At 66.8% G+C, this 18,583-nt stretch carries 9 protein-coding genes; 7 read left to right on the top strand and 2 right to left on the bottom strand.

What is annotated here, in order from left to right:
- Positions 1 to 48: 48 nt before the first annotated feature.
- A complete protein-coding gene (locus tag ACIA73_RS05130; RefSeq protein WP_399436910.1) occupies positions 49 to 2,244 on the bottom strand; it encodes a UvrD-helicase domain-containing protein in 2,196 nt (731 codons plus the stop codon).
- A 102-nt stretch (positions 2,245 to 2,346) separates the two neighbouring features.
- Here ACIA73_RS05130 and ACIA73_RS05125 point away from each other — a divergent pair, with 102 nt between their 5' ends.
- The 3 genes from ACIA73_RS05125 (at position 2,347) to ACIA73_RS05115 (ending at position 6,795) form a co-directional block, all read left to right on the top strand.
- Entirely contained in the window at positions 2,347 to 4,932 is a 2,586-nt protein-coding gene (locus tag ACIA73_RS05125) for a DUF262 domain-containing protein (protein ID WP_399436909.1), read from the top strand.
- Between the two features lie 67 nt (positions 4,933 to 4,999).
- Entirely contained in the window at positions 5,000 to 6,319 is a 1,320-nt protein-coding gene (locus ACIA73_RS05120) for an AAA family ATPase (protein WP_399436908.1), read from the top strand.
- Between the two features lie 14 nt (positions 6,320 to 6,333).
- Positions 6,334 to 6,795 (top strand): hypothetical protein, encoded by a 462-nt coding sequence (locus ACIA73_RS05115; protein ID WP_399436907.1) that lies wholly within the window; start codon positions 6,334 to 6,336, stop codon positions 6,793 to 6,795.
- A 21-nt stretch (positions 6,796 to 6,816) separates the two neighbouring features.
- On the opposite strand, the gene ACIA73_RS05110 is transcribed toward ACIA73_RS05115, so the two are convergent.
- The gene (locus ACIA73_RS05110) at positions 6,817 to 9,030 is read right to left on the bottom strand and encodes a UvrD-helicase domain-containing protein (protein WP_399436906.1); all 2,214 of its coding nucleotides are present in this window, start codon (positions 9,028 to 9,030) and stop codon (positions 6,817 to 6,819) included.
- A 227-nt stretch (positions 9,031 to 9,257) separates the two neighbouring features.
- Here ACIA73_RS05110 and ACIA73_RS05105 point away from each other — a divergent pair, with 227 nt between their 5' ends.
- From ACIA73_RS05105 to ACIA73_RS05090, 4 genes are all read left to right on the top strand, one after another.
- Positions 9,258 to 9,785 (top strand): DUF4365 domain-containing protein, encoded by a 528-nt coding sequence (locus ACIA73_RS05105; RefSeq protein ID WP_399436905.1) that lies wholly within the window; start codon positions 9,258 to 9,260, stop codon positions 9,783 to 9,785.
- Positions 9,763 to 10,932: a hypothetical protein gene (locus ACIA73_RS05100; RefSeq protein WP_399436904.1), complete on the top strand. Its 1,170-nt coding sequence runs from the start codon at positions 9,763 to 9,765 to the stop codon at positions 10,930 to 10,932. The genes ACIA73_RS05105 and ACIA73_RS05100 overlap by 23 nt, the downstream gene beginning before the upstream one ends.
- Before the next feature lie 131 nt (positions 10,933 to 11,063).
- The gene (gene drmD, locus ACIA73_RS05095) at positions 11,064 to 14,333 is read left to right on the top strand and encodes a DISARM system SNF2-like helicase DrmD (RefSeq protein ID WP_399436903.1); all 3,270 of its coding nucleotides are present in this window, start codon (positions 11,064 to 11,066) and stop codon (positions 14,331 to 14,333) included.
- Complete coding sequence (locus tag ACIA73_RS05090) at positions 14,330 to 18,538, top strand: Eco57I restriction-modification methylase domain-containing protein (protein ID WP_399436902.1); 4,209 nt, start codon at positions 14,330 to 14,332, stop codon at positions 18,536 to 18,538. The genes drmD and ACIA73_RS05090 overlap by 4 nt, the downstream gene beginning before the upstream one ends.
- Positions 18,539 to 18,583 lie beyond the last annotated feature (45 nt).

Raw genomic sequence — 18,583 nt, 5'->3', positions numbered from 1 at the left:
CGCCAGGTCCAGCCCGTGACCTGCCACAGCCCCGCGTGCGGCAGCGCTCTACGACGTCTCCGGGCTGGGCAGGTTCAGGCCGAGCGCAACGAGAAAGGAGCTGGGGTTCCGGTGCCACGACACCCGCAGTGCCTCGCGCGCCCGGGTGCAGGCCACGAAGAGCAGGCTCAGTTCGCTCTGCAGGTCATCGCGGTGCTGCTGTGCGTCCACTTCCTCCGCAGTAATCGCACTGGGCATGGGCACCACGCCGTCGCTCACCCCGGCGACTGCCATGCAGCGAAACTCCAGGCCTTTCATGCGGTGCATCGTGCCGATCCGGACCCCTTCGCCTGTGCCTGGTGACCTGCCGAGGAGACACGTAGGGTGCCCGGCCTGCTCCAGGGCGTATGCGATGTCCAGGCCGAACCGGCCGTAACGGACGGCAATTCCGATTTCCCGCGGGGAGATTCCGTTGCTGGTCCACTCGGCGACTTGGGCAACCAAGCCGGACAGTTCCCCGCTCTTGTCGGTCGCGCCACCCAGATCGGGACGTGCCCCGCGAAGAGTTGACCGATAGCCGATCAGGGAGTTGTCACCACTGTCCGGGTCGTCAGCCTGAATGCCTGCGAGCAGGTCGGTGGACCAGGTCAGAATCTCCTTGGTGGTCCGGTAGTTGATGCGGAGCCGGTGCGAGCGGCCGGTCACTGAGATGCCGAGGCTGCGCAACGATGCCTTGTTGCCGTAGATGCGCTGGTGGGCATCACCCGTGATGAACAGGTCATCAGGCCCGGGCTTGACCGACGCCCGCAGCAAGCGCCACTGAGCGGGGTGGAGATCCTGGGCCTCGTCGATCACCACATGTCGGTACGGCAGGTCTTGGCCGCGCTCCTCCAGCAGGCGGGTGGCCTCGGCACACACTTGGAGGAACGTCCATTGCCCGGTCTGTCGCAGCTCGTCGGTGAAGGCCTCGACGGCCCGCCACACTTGCGCACGTTTCAATGGGCTGAGCGCAGTTCCCCGTCCGGAACGTGTCGCCCGAAGGTAAGCCTCTGCGGAGCGCAGGTCTTGGGCCAGCACGACATGCCGCCACTCCTGGTCGAGGAAGACAGCGCTGAAGTCGATGTCCGGCCGCTGTGCGATCGGTGCCCAGCGTGCGAGGGCGTCGCGGTCGCGGACTATGTGCAGTGGTCCATCCCGGTCCTGCCGCACCACCTGATGGGCGAGCGCGTCCACGTTGAGGACCTGAATCTTCGCGCGCAACCGGGCGTCCGGCACAAGTAGTTCCAGGCTGCGGAGGAGCTCGGCGGCGAGATCTCGGGTAAACGTCGTCAGGAGGATAGATCTGTCCGCCGCGTCGCTGGGTAGCTGCCGGGCCAGATGCAGGGCACGGTGTAGAGCCACCACCGTCTTGCCCGTGCCGGGCCCACCCAGCACCCTGGCTGGGCCTCCGTACGAAGGCCGGTAGGCGATCCACCGCTGGCTGGGGTGTAGGAACACTCGCCAGGCGTCGAAGGGCTTCGACAGGATCTCCATCAGCTCGTCGGGTCCCGACACGAGGGCGATGGTCCCCTGCGAGCGGGCCATGGCGGCCGACAGCGCGTCCTGTGGTTCGTCGACCGACGGCTGTTCGTGGTCCGGTGCGGTGTCTTTCTCAATAGGGGGAGGGACAGGCTTCCCTCGCTGAACCACGACCACTTCGCGCCACACGGCCTCCGGGTCCATGCCCGCAGCCAGCCCGGCCAGCACATCGTGCTGCTGCTCCGGGAGGATTTTGTGCAGCGCATCAAGGTGCGCCTCAGCGCTGAGACTTCGTACCAGAGGCAGCAGATCCGCGTCGATCCCGAGCCGGAGCAGTTCCTTGTCCGGGACGTGTGCGAACAAGTGGCGGGCGTCCACCGGCGACTGTACGGCTATTCCTGCGGTTGCTTGCTGCAATGCCGCGGCGTCGCGCAGCTCGATGCCTTGGGTGGCGGAGTTGATGGTCACCCGGTGCTTGAGCGCCCAGGCGATCGCGTCCTCGTGGGGGAGAACTTTGAGGAGGAGGAAACAGTCCCGCGCATCGAGGGTAAGGACCACTCCCCGCATGGACGGGTCGATCTGGATGGTTCTGATGCGAGGATCGAGAGCGTTCGTCAACTTTGTCAGTGGGTGCGCGGCCGGATCCTGCTGGAACCTTCCCAGGACTTCATGAACACGCTTCTGGACGTGTCTTTCCAGCCTGGCGAACTCCATCAGGAAGTCCTTGTGGATTCCCAGCGTCGCCATTCCGTGATCCCCGTTCATCAGGTTCGCCGATCTCCCTGGTCACCGTACCTGGATGGAGGACAATGGCGAATCGGTCCCAGACAAGTCGGCGGAGGACAGTACGTGCAGGCTCGGGAGATCACCTTCAGCAAGCTCGTCCAGGGTGAGATGCAACTCCAAGTCCCCCTCTACCAGCGCACATACAGCTGGGAAAAAGAGCAACTCCAGCAACTCTGGGATGATGTCGGCGAGTTGGTCGAGGATCGCCTCGAAGGCCGACCTGCGGCTGCACACTTCCTAGGCTCTGTCGTGCTCGCTCCGGAGAAGCCTGCGGTAGGCGGTCTTCAGCGGTGGATCGTCGTGGACGGTCAGCAGCGCCTTACCACTCTCATGCTCGCCTTCATCGCCCTGCGTGACCGTCACCGCGAGCGCGGAGCGAAGAAGAAGGCCGACCGCATCCACGACCTGATGCTGGTGAACAGCTACCAGGACGGCATCGGCCACTACCGACTGCTGCCGACCCAGGCGGATCGGGACGCTTTCACGGCATGCATCGACTCGCTGCCCAAGGCCGGAGGCCCGGGCAATGTCGGCGCCGCATACCGCTTCTTCCTGGGTGCGCTTACCGAAGGGGAAGAAGAGGGCGGCGAGGCGTGGGTGGACGCGGTGGAGACCGCGCTGGGCAGCCTGCTCTCGATTGTCGCGATCACCGCCGATGAGGGCGACAACGTCTACCGGATCTTCGAGTCGATCAACAACACCGGAGTCGGACTCAGCCAGAGTGACCTGCTGCGCAACTACCTCTTCATGTATCTACCGAACCGGGGCGAGTGGATCTACCGGAACCTGTGGTTGCCCATGCAGGAATTGCTCGGGCCGGCCCGACTCGAACTGCTCGTTTGGCTCGATCTCGTCGTCGGCGGCAACAGCAGGGCGAAACAGAGCGAGATCTACCGTGACCAGAAGAAGCGGCTGGAGCCGCTGAGCGGGGACGAGGAAGCGCTCAAGCAGGAGATCGCTAAGCTCGCCGGGCGGGCCGAGCGACTCATGCGCATCCTGGAGCCCGGCACAGAGACACACCCGGAGCTGCGCGAGATCCTGGAACGGCTGTCCCGCTGGAGCGGGCAGACCCACTACCCGCTCGCCCTCTACTTGCTGGACCGACTGGACGCAGGACGGATCACCGCACCGGAGGCGGCACAAGCACTGGCCTACGCCGAGAGCTATATGGTCCGCCGCCTCCTGGCCGGCCTCTCCACCACGGGAAACAACCGTGTCTTCATGGAACTTCCCAAGGAGCTGGAGAAGGAGGAGTCTCCGGCACAAGCCGTGCGTCGGCTTCTGTCGAGGAACAAATCCGGGCCGCGATTCTGGCCGGGCGACGACGACATCCGCAGGGCGATCAGGGAGAGGCCGTTCTACAAGTCGGGCCGCAGCGTCCAGCGGTTCCAGGTGCTGCGCCGCCTGGAGGAGAGCTACGGCGCCAGCGAACCGGTCGACTTCGCCAAGGCCCGGCTGACCATTGAGCATGTGCTGCCCCAGCAGCCCGCACAGCAGTGGTACGACCTGCTGGCGGAGGAGGCGGGGGACGGGGAAAGCCCGGTGGAGATCCACTCCTCGCTTGTCCACACACTGGGCAACCTCACTCTCTCCGGCGACAATGCGCGACTGTCGAACCACCCCTTCCGGCGGAAGCAGGAGATCCTGGATTCCAGTGCCCTGCGGATGAACCAAAGAATCGCGGCGGAACCGAGGTGGGGCCGTACAGAAATCCTCGCCCGCGCCGATGACCTGGCGGACAGAGCGCTTGCTTTGTGGCCCGGCCCGCTCGAAGGGGCGGCACACACCGACGACGAGTGGCCCGGCTGGAAGGAACTCCGCGCGGCCCTCCTCGCGATGCCCACCGGAACCTGGACCACCTACGGTGATCTCGCGGCGCTCATCGGGACTCACGCGATCTCGGTCGGCAACCACCTGGGAACCCGGCGTGGACTGTACGGCGCCTATCGCGTGCTGACGGCGGACGGACGGATCGCGGACGGCTTTCGCTGGCCGGACGACCAGCACTCCGGAGACCCGAGGGTGCTCTTGGAAGCGGAAGGCATTCCCTTCGACACGGCCGGCCGGGCACGTCGTGCCCAGCGGTTGGACACCGCCGAGCTGGCCGCCCTCCTTGGCCGAGACGTGTCCGCGGAGGCCACGCCGGCACCGGGCGGCGACGCGGACGCAGAGCGGCACACCGCCGCTGCTCGGTTCGAGTCGCTCCTTCGCGAGAACCAGACCGCGGCGACTGCGGACAGGTTGCTGCAAGTGCTTGCTGTCTGGGAAGAGCAGGGCGGCCACCGTGCCTACGGCGCCGCGAACGAGACCAGCTGCTTCCCCACCCTGGAGGTGGTCGGCGCCTTCGACACGCGCACGCTGTGGCCGCTCGCGATCTATCCGGTGACGGGCACCGTCGAAGTAGTCTTCCAGCACCTGAAGCGTCGCCCGCCCTTCGACGACGAGCCGTTGCGGCGTGAACTTATGGACCGCCTGAACCAGATCTCCGGGATCGACCTGGCCGAGGCAAAGCTGGATCTGCGCCCGTCCTTCCCGGTGGAGGTGTTCGCCGATCACGGTGCGGAGATCGCCGGCGTCATGGAGTGGTTCGTTCACACCGTCGCACTCGCGGAAGCTCGGCGACCGTTGGCGGAAGACCCCACTAGGTGACCAGGGTGGCGCCGCAGGAAGGCACGGTCACAGGGTGGGCTGCCACCCCCTGGGGTAGCTTGGCAGGGTGACTGCCCAGGCCATCGAAGAGGTCCGTCTCACCGCGTTCAAGAGCTTCCGCGATGAGACGTTCCCTCTTGCCCCGCTGACCGTGCTCATCGGCCGCAACAGCAGCGGAAAGTCGAACGCGCTGGACGGGCTGGAGGTGCTCTCCCGGCTTGCGCGCGGCGAGGACATCGTCGAGGCGCTGGAAAGTCGGCGAAGTTCGTCGGGACCTGTCCGCGGAGGGCTCGCCGGATGTGTGCCGCACGGGTCGGACAGGTTCTCCCTGGGATGTACGGTCCGTACCGAGCTCGGGCCAGTGACCCTGGACGTGACGGTTCAAGTGGAACCCGAGGTACAGATCGTCGAGGAACGGCTGTACGGGCCCACGGCCAAGGGGCCCCGGATGGTCCTGGAGAGTGGCGAGCCCAGCCCTCACCTCGGCGACCTCCAGGCCACCTGGCACAACGGCAAGCCCGGACGCAATCCGAGCGCCCCGTTCCGCAGCTCGCGTCTGCTGACCTCCCAGCTCCCACTGCGGGCCGGTGGCGAGACAGAGGGGGAGCGGGACAGTATCTGGTGCGCCGAGAGCATGTTGTCCGCGCTGTCGAGCGTCTTCCACCTGGACCCCGTACCGCATCTGATGCGTCAGTACGTACCCGCGCGCGACAACAACCTGCGACGTACCGGAGAGAACCTCTCGGCCTCGATCGGTTACATCCAGCGCAACAACGAGGACCTGTTCGGCCGGCTGGTGAAGCTGCTGCAAAGGCTCGCCGACCATGAGATCGTACGGCTCGCGGTGACCAAGTCGGAGCTGGGCGATGTCATGCTCGCGCTGGATGAAGGCGTGCTGGGGCTGACCCCGGCCCGGGAGATGAGCGACGGAATGCTGCGCTTCCTCGCCGTCACCACCGCCCTCCTCACCGGGGAGCGCGGACTCGACCTGGGGTCCACCACGATGACCACCAGGGAGTCCACCGAGCGGTCACTGATGCTGGTGATCGAGGAGCTGGAGAATGGCCTGCACCCATCGCAGGCGTCCGAGGTCCTGCAGCTCGTCCAGCAGGCCAGCGCGGACAACCGGACACAAGTTCTCATCACCACGCACAGCCCCGCCCTCCTCTCCGCACTCGACAGCTCCGACCACCAGGGCGTCGTGGTGTGCCGACGGGACCGGGTGTCGGGCACGAGTAGGCTGACCCGGCTAACGGAGCTGGACGGGTACCCGGCAGCGATGGCGGCCGGGCCGCTGGGTGAGGTGGTCACTCAGGGAAAGCTTCACGAACGTGAGCAACAAGGCCGTGACTACACGGAGTTCGACCGGCTGCTGGGAATCGGGTGAGCGTGGCGCGCAGGGTGGAATTCGTCGACACCTCGATTCTCTGCAATCTGCTCTCGGTGCCCGGCAAGTGCCAGGACCGGGACAAAGTGATCGTGGAACTCAAAAGCAAGCGGGAGACCGGCGGCTGCGACCTGCTGCTTCCGGTGACCGCGATCATCGAAACGGGCAACCACATTGCGCAGTTGAGCGACGGATACCACCGTTTGAAGTGCGCGGAGAGGTTCGCCGCAGTGCTTCAGACAGTGATCGAAGGACGCGCTCCCTGGGCGCTCAACGAGGTCGAATGGGACGCGGCGCACCTCACCACCCTGCTCGCAGGTGGTGAGACGGGCAGCACTCTGGTGGAACACGCTCAGGGCAAGTTGGGTTGCGGCGATCTGAACATTCTCATCGAGCGCGACCGCTACCTGGCCAGGACGTCGGGAGTGACGGCGACGATCTGGACGCTGGACGTACTGCTGGCAGCGTACGCCTGACCGGGTTCTCCCGCCCGAGGACTAATCCAGAGCAGCCGCCAGGAACGGGCTCGGAGCCCCGTGCCACGACACACTCAACGCCTCCCGCGCCCGAGTACAGGCAACGAAGAGCAAGCTCAACTCGCCCAGCAGATCCTCCTGGTGCTGCTGCGGATCCCGCTCGACCGGTGTCACCGCATTGCGCATCGGTACGACACCGTCGCTGACGCCACAGACCGCCACACAGCGGAATTCGAGCCCCTTCATCCGGTGCATGGTGCCAATCCGCACACCGCCCGAGCCGCCTGCTCCGCCCGTCCTCGGGGCCGTCCCGAGCACCTTGGCGGACAGCCCGGCACCTTCGAGCGCAAGGGCGATGTCCTTGCCCAACTGGATGAAACGTACGGCGACACCGATCTCCTCCGGTGCTACACCGGCCTCGGTCCACTCCCTGACAACGGCAATCAGCCGCTCGATCTCTGCGGCCTTGCTCGGGGATCCCGAGGTGCGGGGCACCGCGCCGTGGAAGGTGGAGCGATACCCCGACAGCGACTCGTTTCCACCGTCCATGTCGTCTACGGCGGCAAGGGATTCGCCGGTCAGCAGGGCGGTGCTCCAGGCGAGAATCTCTTTCGTGGTGCGGTAGTTGATACGCAACCGGGTGGAGCGGCCGGTGACGGAGATGCCGAGGCTGCGCAGCGACACCTTGTTCCCGTAGATCCGCTGGTACGTGTCGCCCGCGATGAACAGATCGTCGGGCCCGGGGGCGACGAGCGCCCTCAGGAACCGCCACTGCGCCGGGTGCAGATCCTGGGCCTCGTCCACGATCACATGCCGGTACGGGGCCTCGTCACGCTTGGCCATCAGATCGGCGGCAGCCGCGCACACCTGGAGGAAGGTCCACTCGCCCGCGTCGCGGAGCTCCTTGGTGAAGGCCTCGATCGCGCGCCAGACCTGGGCCCGCTTCAGCGGGGACAGCGCGGTCCCGCGCCCCGTGCGTGACGCCTTGAGGTATGCCTCCGGCGCGCGCAGGTCCTGGGCGAGGACCACATGACGCCACTCCTGATCGAGAAAGACATCCGCGAATTCAATCTTCAGACGGCGGGCCATCCGGTTCCAGCGGGCCGTAATGTCCTGGTGGTTGTGCACGATTTTCAGATGGGCGCCACGGCCCTTGCGCACGACCTCGTTGGCCAGTACGTCGACATGGGCCACCCGGACCTTGGCGCGCAGCCCCTCGTCCGGGATCAAGAGGCCCAGGCTGCGCTGGAGATCCGCGGTCAGGTCCTTCGTGTACGTGGTCAGCAGGATTGACCCGTCGGGGGCGTCTGCGGGCAGCCGCCGAGCCAGATGGAGCGCCCGGTGCAGTGCGACCACCGTCTTGCCCGTACCTGGGCCGCCGGTCACCCGTGCGGGTCCCTTGTAGGAGCGCCGGTAGGCGACCTTGCGCTGGCTGGGATGGAGGAAGATCCGCCAGGCGTCGAAGGGTCGGCCCAGGATGTCCATCAGCTCGTCAGGGCCGGACACCAGCGCGATACGCCCCTGGGATCGGGCCATCGCCTCCGACAGCTCGTCGTGCGGGCCCGCCGACTGCTCCACGACGTGAGCGGTGCTCACCTGCTGCGACACGGACACATCCGTGGCCGGAGAGTCCCGCTGGACCAGGACGACCTCCCGCCACACGTCATCCACCGACGTACCCGCCGCAAGCCCGGCCAGTACGTCGAACTGCTGCTCCGGCATGACCTTGTGGAGGGCATCGAGTTGGGCCTCGTCGCTCAGCGCCCTTACAAGAGGAAGCAGTTCCACATCCACCCCGAGCCGCTGCAGGTCAGCGTCGGAGACTCCGGGGAAAAGTGGCTGCTTCGCGAACTTACCTCCTTCCCCGGCAAGTTGACGCACTCCGGCAGTGGCCCGCTCCAGTGCCACATCGTTGCGCAGCTCGATACCGAGGGTGGCCGAGTTCACCGTTGCCCGGTGCTTGAGCGCCCAGTCGATCGCATCGTCGTGGGGCAGGACCTTCAGCAGCAGAAAACTGTCACCGGTCTCCGGGGCCAGCACAACTCCGCGCCAGAACTGGGTGACCCGGATCGTCCGGATCCGTGGGTCCCGGGCCTTGGCCAGCTTCTCCAGGTGGAGCCCGGCATGGTGGTGCTGCTCGAATTTGCCGAAGACCTCGTGCACCCGCTTCTGGACCGATTTCTCCAGCCTCGCGAATTCCAGCAGGAAGTCCTTGTGAATCCCGAGCGTCGCCATGCGCGCCCCTCCATGTCGTGGGCCGGCGGTTGTCCTTGATCAGCGTACGAGGGATCTTCGTGGCCGTAACACGAAACGAGGGACAAACCAGCCCCGCACAAGGCCGAAACCCGGTCTTCCCGTGTCATCGGCACTCCGATAGCCTGCGCGCGCAGTGATCGGTGTGTCACTCCGGGCGTAGGACGCAAGTGTGCGACGGATGGCCCTCGGACGGGGACGCGGGGTCCATGGAGCTCAACAACCATCAGGGTTGGTACGGAGAGACGTTTGTCGCAGCCATCGCCGCGGCATCCGGATTTCAAGTGGCGGTGCCCTACCCGGACATCGGCAAGGACCTCATCCTGGGCCGCAACGACGATGACGACGATCCGGACCGGGATGTCCAGATCGCACTCCAGGTCAAGTCCCGGCGGGTGGACCAACTCGACGGCAGCGGCGACTTCAGGGTTGTTCTGACCCGCGAGCAGTACAAGCGGCTGTACGGCCGCCGCCAGGTCCCTGTCTACTTGGTCCTCGTGGTGGTACCCCGGGACCCGAAGGACTACGCGGTGGCCGAGCCCGGTGGGCTGCGGCTGTACCACTCGGCCTACTGGGTTTCCTTGCGCCACCTGACACCCCTGCCGCGCCAGAACGGGCAGGGCAGCGTGACTGTCACTGTGCCGCGCGACAATCTCCTTACGGGGAGTGTCCTGCACGACTTCTTCGACCAGGCGTGTGAGGAGGTGGCGAGCGATGAGCCCATCGGGGGTCGCTGAGGGAGAACTCGAAAAGCTGCGTCCGCGCGACGTGGCCCGGTATCTGAGCGGGCGCGGCTGGTCACCCGCCGGCCGGGTCCGCTACAGCCAGCGCTGGACGCTTGCCGCGAACGGGCGCGAGCACCGGGTGCTGCTTCCGCTGGAGCAGGACCTCGCCGACTACCCGGACCGTATGGCGGATCTGCTGGAGGTGCTCTCCGCCCTGGAGGGCCGGCCGGCTCTTTCTGTTCACCAGGACCTGCTCCTCGGCGACCTGGACGTCCAGTACATCCGCACGACACCGCCCAGCCCTTCCGGGACGATCCCGGTCAGCGACGGCGTGCTCGCGGTCACCAGTGCCCGTGATCTCCTGCTGGCGGCGGCATGCGAGGAGGTCCAGGGTGAGCGGCGGGCGGTGCAGCCCCGGCGCAAGCCGCAGCGGGCCAAGGACTTCATGGACACCGCCCGCTTCGGCCCGAGCCAGGCCGGGAGCTACATCATCACCGTCCAGGTTCCGCTGCCGTCCACCTCTGCGGGCTCGCTCTTCGAGGAGGACCCGGACCAGGACATCACGCCCGCCCCCTTCGAGCGTCAGGTGTCACGGCGGTTGTACGAAGCGGTGACCTCGGCGCGCCTCACCGCGGCCGAGGCATCCGAGGCGGACGACTTTCAGCCGTTCGAGGACGCGGTGTCCGACGGCGTATCGGCCGACCTGTGCGAAGCCCTGGTGGGTCTCGCCGGGGAACGCAGGCGGCCGTTCGACATCAGTTACGCGTGGTCGCCACGGTGGGCCCTGCCATACCGCACCTCGCGCACTGAATTCCCGGCCCATCTCGTCTCGGTGCTGAAGGAGGGCGCCCAGGACCTGCGCCGGCACGCCCCTCAGCAGGGGGTGACCCTGGTGGGCCGGACCAAGACGCTCAAGCGGGTGGGAGATATAGGCCCCGGTGAGATCACCATGGAGGCACGACAGGTCACCGACACAGGCGATCTGTCGGGACAGCTGAGACAGGTCCATCTACGTCTCGACGAGTTCGACTACGACCGGGCCACCACCGCGCACCGGGACCGGGTCGACTTGAAGATCACCGGAGACCTGGCGCGGAAGGGCAATTATTTCACCCTGGCCAACATCAGCAGTTTCGATGTCCTCCCCGACTGGACGTGAAGGCCGTGAGCTGAGGAAGTCGCAGGCGGGAGGGGCACGAGGGCCCCCTTCGCTGCGTGTTTGAATGTCATGGATCGATGGATTTGTCCTACCCGTGGATGGGTCGGACAGCGAAGGAGCGCAGGAAGCCGATGACGTCGTCGCCGAGCACGGACCTGGCCGGAGTGGGACGTGGCAGGAAGCGTCGCCGCGACACGGAGGACGCCTCCGCTCTGCCGGAGATCAACGACCTGGTAGAGGTCAGGGGTCAGCGCTGGGTCGTCGCCGATATCGACGGCGCCCCCGCCGCCCCTGCCGCAGATGGTGTGGTCCCGCGCGGCACCACCCTGGTCTCCCTCAACAGCGTCGAGGACGGCCACTACAACGACTCCCTCTCCGTGATCTGGGAGGTGGAGCCGGGCCGCCGCGTCCTGCATTCCGGTTCGCTGCCCGACGTCGCGGCCGGCGACTTCGACCCGCCCGAGCGCCTCGCCGCCTTCCTCGACGCGGTCCGCTGGTCGGCGGTCACCTCGGCAGACGTACGCACCCTCCAGGCACCCTTTCGCTCGGGTGTCGCCGTCGAGCCCTACCAGCTGGAGCCGGTCTCCCGCGCGGTCGCCGCGCCCCGGGTGAACCTGCTCCTCGCCGACGACGTGGGCCTCGGCAAGACCATCGAGGCGGGCCTGGTCGCCCTGGAGTTGATCCTGCGCAACCGCGCCCACCGCGTCATGATCGTCTGCCCCGCCGGCCTTACTGTGAAGTGGCGGGACGAGATGGCCGAGAAGTTCGGCCTCGACTTCACGGTGGTCGACTCCGAGGAGTGTGCGCGCCTGCGCCGCACCCAGGGCAGCGCGGCGAACCCCTTCAACATCCACTCTCTGACAATCGTCAGCCTGCCCTGGCTGCGCGGCCCCAAGGCCCAGCGCCTGCTCGCCGAGGTACTGCCCCCGGACGACGACGAAGCCACCCGCACCAAGCGCGCCTTCGACCTGCTGATCCTCGACGAGGCCCACCACGTGGCACCCTCCGCGCCCAAGCAGCGCTACCCCGTGGACTCCCAGCAGACCAAGCTGATGCGCAGGCTCGCCCCCCACTTCGAGCACCGGCTGTTCCTCTCCGCGACCCCGCACAACGGCTACCTGGAGTCGTACACCGCACTCCTGGAGATCATCGACGGCCAGCGCTTCGCCCGCGGCGTCGACCCCGACCCGGCCGCCGTCAAGGACACGGTCGTACGCCGCCTGAAGACCGACATCCGCGAACCGGACGGCTCCCGCCGCTTCCTGGAGCGCGCCACCACCGCGCTCCCCGTCGAGTACACGCCCGAAGAACGCCGTATCCACGGCCTGCTCACCGAGTACGCGGCCCTGCGCCGCCGAAAGCTGGCAGCCCGCCACAAGGGCAGCCAGAAGGCCACTGACCTGATCACCCTGCTGCTGAAGAAGCGGCTGTTCTCCTCCCCGGACGCCTTCGCCCGCACCATCGCCGTCCACCTGGAGACGCTGCGGACCAAGAAGCAGCAGGCGGCCGACGAGGTGGAGGCGTGGCAGGACACCTTCTTCGAGGACATCGCCGCCTACGACGACGAACTGCTCGCCGAGGCCGAGGACGACGCCCTCTCCCGCTCCACCACCCTCCAGCCGGTCACCGATGACCAGGAGACCGCACTTCTGGAACAGATGCAGGACTGGGCGCTCAAGCACCAGGCGCAGGCGGACTCCAAGGCCCGTGAACTGATCACCTATCTGAAAGCTGTCTGCCTCACCAACGACGGCAAGGGCCGTTGGCAGAACGAACGCGTCGTCGTCTTCACCGAGTACCGCGACACCCAGATCTGGCTCCAGTCCCTCCTGCGCGACCAGGGCCTCGGCGGCGACCGCGTCGCCCTGCTGCACGGCGGCATGGACGCCGAGGACCGCGAGCTCCTGCGCCTGGCCTTCCAGGCCGAACCGGCCGAGAACCCGGTCCGTATCCTGATCGCCACCGACGCCGCCAGCGAGGGCATCGACCTCCAGCGGCACTGCCACCGCCTGGTCAACTACGACATCCCCTTCAACCCCAACAAGCTGGAACAGCGCATCGGCCGCATCGACCGTTACGGCCAGCGCAAGGCCCCCGAAGTCGTCCACTTCATCGGCAGCGGCTACGAGAAGTCGACCGACAACTTCGAGGCCGACCTCGAATTCCTGGCCCGCGTCGCCATCAAGGTCGCCCGGATGGAAGAGGACCTGGGCAAGGTCAACGCCGTCCTCGCCGAAGCCGTCCAGCGCCGGATGACCGGCGACATCTTCGACTTCGCCGTGGAACAGGCCGAGGCCCTCGCCGACCGCAAGCCCGGCCGCCGGGGCGGCACCGTGGCCCCCGAACGCGACGTACAGGCTCAGGCCCAGCGCCTGCGCGTCCAGGTCGAGGACACGGTCCAGCGGCTCGGCATCACCCCCGACAACGTCGCCCGCGTCGTCTCCACCGCCCTGCCGCTCGCCCGCCAACAGGACATCCTCCCCGCGATCGACGACCGCGAGGCCGCCCCCGGCTGCTTCGAGGTGCCCACCCTCACCGGCTCCTGGGAGCGCGCCACCCAGGGCCTCGCCGACAAGCTCAACCCCGAGGTCCAGCGCCTGATCACCTTCGACGCACAGACCGCCAAGGGCCGCGACGACCTGGTACTCGCCCACCTCGGCCACCCCCTCGTCGCCATGTCGACGCGCCTGCTGCGCGCCGCCGTCTGGAACAAGGACCAGACCGGTCTCGCCCGCGTCTCGGCCGTCGTCTCCGACCACCCCGAACTGGAGACCACCCTGGTCGGTGCGTTCGCCCGCTTCGTGCTGGTGGGCGCGGACGGGGTCCGGCTGCACGAGGAGGTCCTCCAGGCGGGCGGTTGGGTACGCGGCGGAGGCTCAAGCCCGGGCAGCGGCACCGGATCCAGCGAGGCCACCCGCTTCGCCCGTCTGGAGCGCAACACCACCCTCCAGGAGATCCTCGGCGGCGCCCTCGCCGACGGCATCAAGGCCTCCGACCTCGTACGCAACCGCCTCACCGAGGCCTGGCCACAGGTCCAAGGCGGTCTGGAACAAGCCCTGTTGTGGCGTGCGGGCAACCGCCGCTCCGCCCTCGAAGGCCGCCTGGAGAACCGCCGCCGCGAGGAGACGGAACGTATCGCCGCCAATACGGACGCCTTTGCCGCGTCCCTGCGCGCCGCCATCGGCAAACCGGCCCACGAGGAGGGCCAGCTGGAGCTGGTCTTCGAGGAGGCCACCCAGCAGCGCCGCGACCGCGAGAACTGGGAGAAGCGGCTCACCGCCCTGGAGAGCGAGCGGGAGCGCGAGTTCGCCTCGATCGCCGCCAGGTACGCGGACCCGAAGCCACTCCTGTTCCCCGTCGCCGTCGTCTTCGTCGTACCCCGCCGGGAGGCAGTGAAGTGAGCACCACCGCACGGAACTTCAAGGGCCGCCCCCGCACCGGCCCGCCATTGCCAGACGGCAAGCAGCAGCACCTCGACTGGCTGAGCCTCGTCGACATCTCGGGCCCGTTCCTGACCTTGCCGGTCCTGCTGAAAGTCTGGCCGCAGCTCGACGCGATCGACAAGCCGATGCGCACCAGGCTCCGTTACGAACACGGCGTCTGGCAGTCCGCCCCGGCAGCGGGCCAGTCCGACTGGATCGACTTCCTCCTGCGCGAACTCCTTGGCTGGGGCGACGCGTTGCACCAGTGCGAAGCCCTGACCGAAGCCCTCGCCGTGGACTTCCCCGAGCACGAGGAACGCGTCACCCCGACCTTCGCCCTCCTCACCCCCGGCAGTACCGGCGAGGGCGACGTCAAGTCCCTGGCCGCCGACTGCGCCCTCCTGGGCATGACCGTCCCGTCCGGCCAGCACCCCGCCCAGCGCATCCCCGGCTCACCCTGGTCGGCAACCCCCATAGACCGCATGGCCCACCTGTGCCGACGTCACGGCGTCGAACTCGGCCTGGTCGGCGACGGCCGCTGGTGGGCCCTGGTCTGGGCCCCCGTCGGCGGTGTCACCACCACCGCCGTCTTCGACACCGTCGCCTGGACCGAACAGGCCGAACGCGTCGTCGTCCGGGCCTTCCTCTCGCTCCTCTCCCGCCACCGCTTCTTCGCGGTCGAGGACGACGAGATGCTGCTCCCGCTCCTGCGCCAGTCCCTCGACAACCAGGAGGACGTCACCGACGCCCTCGGCGTCCAGGTCCGCCAGGCCGTCGAACTCCTCGTCGACGCCATCGGCCGCGCCGACCTGCGCGAACGCAAGGCCAACCGCCGGGGCCTCGCCGACGTCGCCGCCCACGACGTCTACCGGGGCGCGGTCGCCGTCATGATGCGCACCGTCTTCCTCCTCTTCGCCGAGGAACGAGGCCTGCTCCCCAGCGACAACGAGCTGTACGTCTCCGCCTATTCGGCCGGCCGGCTCTGTGCCGACCTGGAGCGGCAGGCCCGCGAGACCACCGAGGAGGACCTGGAGCACACCACCGCCGGCTGGCACCGCCTGGTGGCGCTGTTCGGTGCGGTGTACGGCGGCGTCGACCACCCCAAGCTTTCCATGCACGCCTTCGACGGCTCGATCTTCGACCCCAACTCCTTCCCCTGGCTGGAAGGCCGCGGCACCGGCGAATCCGACCCGACCGAACCCCTGCCGATCGACGACCGCACCGTTCTGCACATGCTCCAGTCCGTCCAGCACGTCTGGATCGGCACGGGAAAGAAGAAGGAACGCCGCACGCTGTCGTTCCGCACGCTCGACGTCGAGCAGATCGGTTACGTCTACGAGGGCCTGCTCTCCTACCAGGGTCTGCGCGCCGCAGAGACGGTCGTCGGCCTGATCGGCAAGCCGGGCCTGGAGGCGGAGGTTCCGCTCGCTGAACTGGAGCGAATGGCCCGTGAGAATGCGGGAGTTGACGCGCTGGCGGCAGCGCTCGCGGATACGTACAAGGTCACGGGTATCGGTACGGTCCGTGCCTTGACCAAGGCGTTGTCCTCACCCGCCCCGGACGCCCGCGCCAAGTTTCTCGCCACTACGAGTGCGGATGCCGATCTCACGGACCGCCTCATGCCGTTCGCGGGCATCACGCGTGTGGACCTGCGCGGGCTGCCCGTGGTGATCCGGGCGGGTGCGCTGTACGTCACCGAGTCGGCCCTCCGCAAGAACACCGGCACCCATTACACCCCCAAGTCCCTCGCCCAGCAGGTCGCTGACGGTGCGCTGGAGCCGTTGGTGTACGAGCCGGGACCGCTCCAGACCGCCGACCGCTCGCAGTGGAAGCTCAAGTCCTCCACCGACATCCTGAAGCTCAAGGTCGCGGACATCGCGATGGGCTCGGCGGCGTTCCTGGTGGCGGCCTGCCGTTATCTGGCCGGTGCGCTGGTGGAGGCGTGGAGCCAGGAGGGCGACCTGCGGGCACAGACCTTCCTGGAGGAGACGGTCGGCCGGCTCTCCGCCTCGGCGGTGGACGCGGAGGCGGACCGGGTGATGGTGGAAGCGCGGCGGCAGGTCATAGAGCACTGCCTGTACGGCGTTGACATCAACCCGATGGCCGTGGAGATGGCCAAGCTGTCGCTGTGGTTGGTCTCGATGGACCCGGAGCGGCCGTTCACGTTCCTGGACGACCGGCTGGTGGCGGGGGACTCGCTGCTCGGGATTACTTCAGTGGAGCAGTTGGAGGCGATGCACCTGGATCCGGTGCGGGGGCGGCGGATTCATGGGGACGGGATCGACTTCACGGGTGGTGTGCGGCGGGTTGTAAGTGAAGTCGCTGATGAGCGAAGGAAGTTGGCGGGCATTCCGGGGACGGACCTGGAAGCGCTGGGCGTGAAGCGGGAGCTGCTGGAGTCGGTACGGGCGAAGACCCGGCGAGCCGGGGTGTACGCGGACCTGGTGGTCGGTGCCGCGTTGGCTTCGGCGGGGCGGGGCGAGAAGGAGGCGGACCGGCTTGCGTTTGAGGCGGTGGCGGCTGCGCATGCGGTGGCGGATGCGGGGGGTGACGAGGAGCTGGCGGGGGAGCGGCTGGCGGAGGCGGAGGAGCTGGCTCGGGGGTGGCTGGCTACGGGGCAGCCGGTGGATGGGTTCGAGCGGGAGCCGGTGCATTTGCCGTTGGTGTTTCCGGAGGTTTGGGAGGAGAGGGGTGGGTTTGATGCGGTGGTGGGGAATCCGCCGTTCTTGGGAGGGAAAAAGCTGACGGGCGCCTTCGGTGGGGCCTACCGGGAGTACTTGGTTGACATCTTGGGAAGGGGGGCCCGGGGGCACGCTGATCTTGTCGCGTACTTTCTGTTGAAGTCGCATGACCTGTTGAATGCGAGCGGTAACACGGGGTTGGTCGCTACTAACACCCTCGCACAGGGAGATACTCGGGAAGTTGGACTTGAACAATTGGTGGCTTCTGGCACTTCAATCCGTCAGTCGGTGAAGAGTAGACCGTGGCCGTCGCGAAGTGCTGTTCTTGAGTACTGTGCAGTATGGACAAGCCTTGCGGTGGTGGAACAGAGTGGAGTGAAGCTAGCGGATGGGGTTCCAGTAAAGGGGATCTCGCCGTCACTGGATGAGGTGTCGCGCGTAACGTCAGCAGCAAGACGGCTGGCCGAGAATCAAGGGTTTTCATTCGTTGGCTCGTATGTGTTGGGGCTCGGTTTCATGATGTCCCCGGATGCGGCAAAAGAGCTTATTGCGAAAGAACCTCGCTACAGTGAAGTGTTGTTCCCGTATCTAAATGGCCAGGATTTGAACTCGCACCCAGAAAGCATTGCAAGCCGATGGGTGATTAACTTCCATGATTGGAGCGAAGAGCGGGCCAGTAATTACGAAGATGTCTTCGAGATTATTCAACGTGAGGTGAGGCCTGAGCGGCAACGCAAGAAGCTGGATGGAAGCTTTGCTCTCCGACCCCCCCTTCCGCAGCGCTACTGGCAATATGCCGATAAGCGTCCGTCGATGGTGAAAGCTATCTCGGGATTGGATAGAGTGCTCGTCCTGACCCGTGTGAGCAAGACGGTAATGCCAGTTATGGTGCCAACCGGGCAAGTGGTGAGTGAGCGGATGGTCGTCTTTGCGACGGATGACTTGGCGATGCTAGCGGTATTGAGTTCTGCGCCACATTACTGGTGGGCAATTAGCCGAAGCTCCACGTTGAAAGCCGACCTGAACTATGCCCCATCGGATGTGTTTGAAACGTTTGTGACTCCAGGGCTAACTGCTGATCTGCGGGTTTTGGGCGAGCGTCTGGACCTACGTAGGCGAGACCTGATGCTTGCCCGAAAGGCAGGGTTGACCGCCACGTACAGCCTTGTGCACGACTCCGCATGTCAGGACCCCGGCATCGTCGAACTTCGTGCGCTCCACAAAGCCATCGACGAGGAAGTAGCACGTGCCTACGACTGGCACGATCTGCTCGACCAGCCCGGCGGGCTCGACCACGGTTTCCACGAGACCCGCCAAGGTGACCGCTACACCATCGGCCCCGTAGTCCGTCAGGAGATCCTCGACCGGCTCCTCGAAGAGAATCAGCGGCGCTACAAGGCCGAAGTCGAGGTCGGGCTGCACGACAAAAAGGGTGGGGCCAAGAAGAAGGCCGCCCCCAAGAAGAAGGCGGCGGACTACGGCGAGATGCTGCCGGGGCTCTGACGGATGAGGGGTGGGCCAGGAGCCCCCGGCCCACCCCTCACGCCC

The organism is Streptomyces sp. NPDC051561 (assembly GCF_044454195.1).
GTDB lineage: Bacteria > Actinomycetota > Actinomycetes > Streptomycetales > Streptomycetaceae > Streptomyces.
This window is presented reverse-complemented; position numbering and strand designations above follow the sequence as displayed.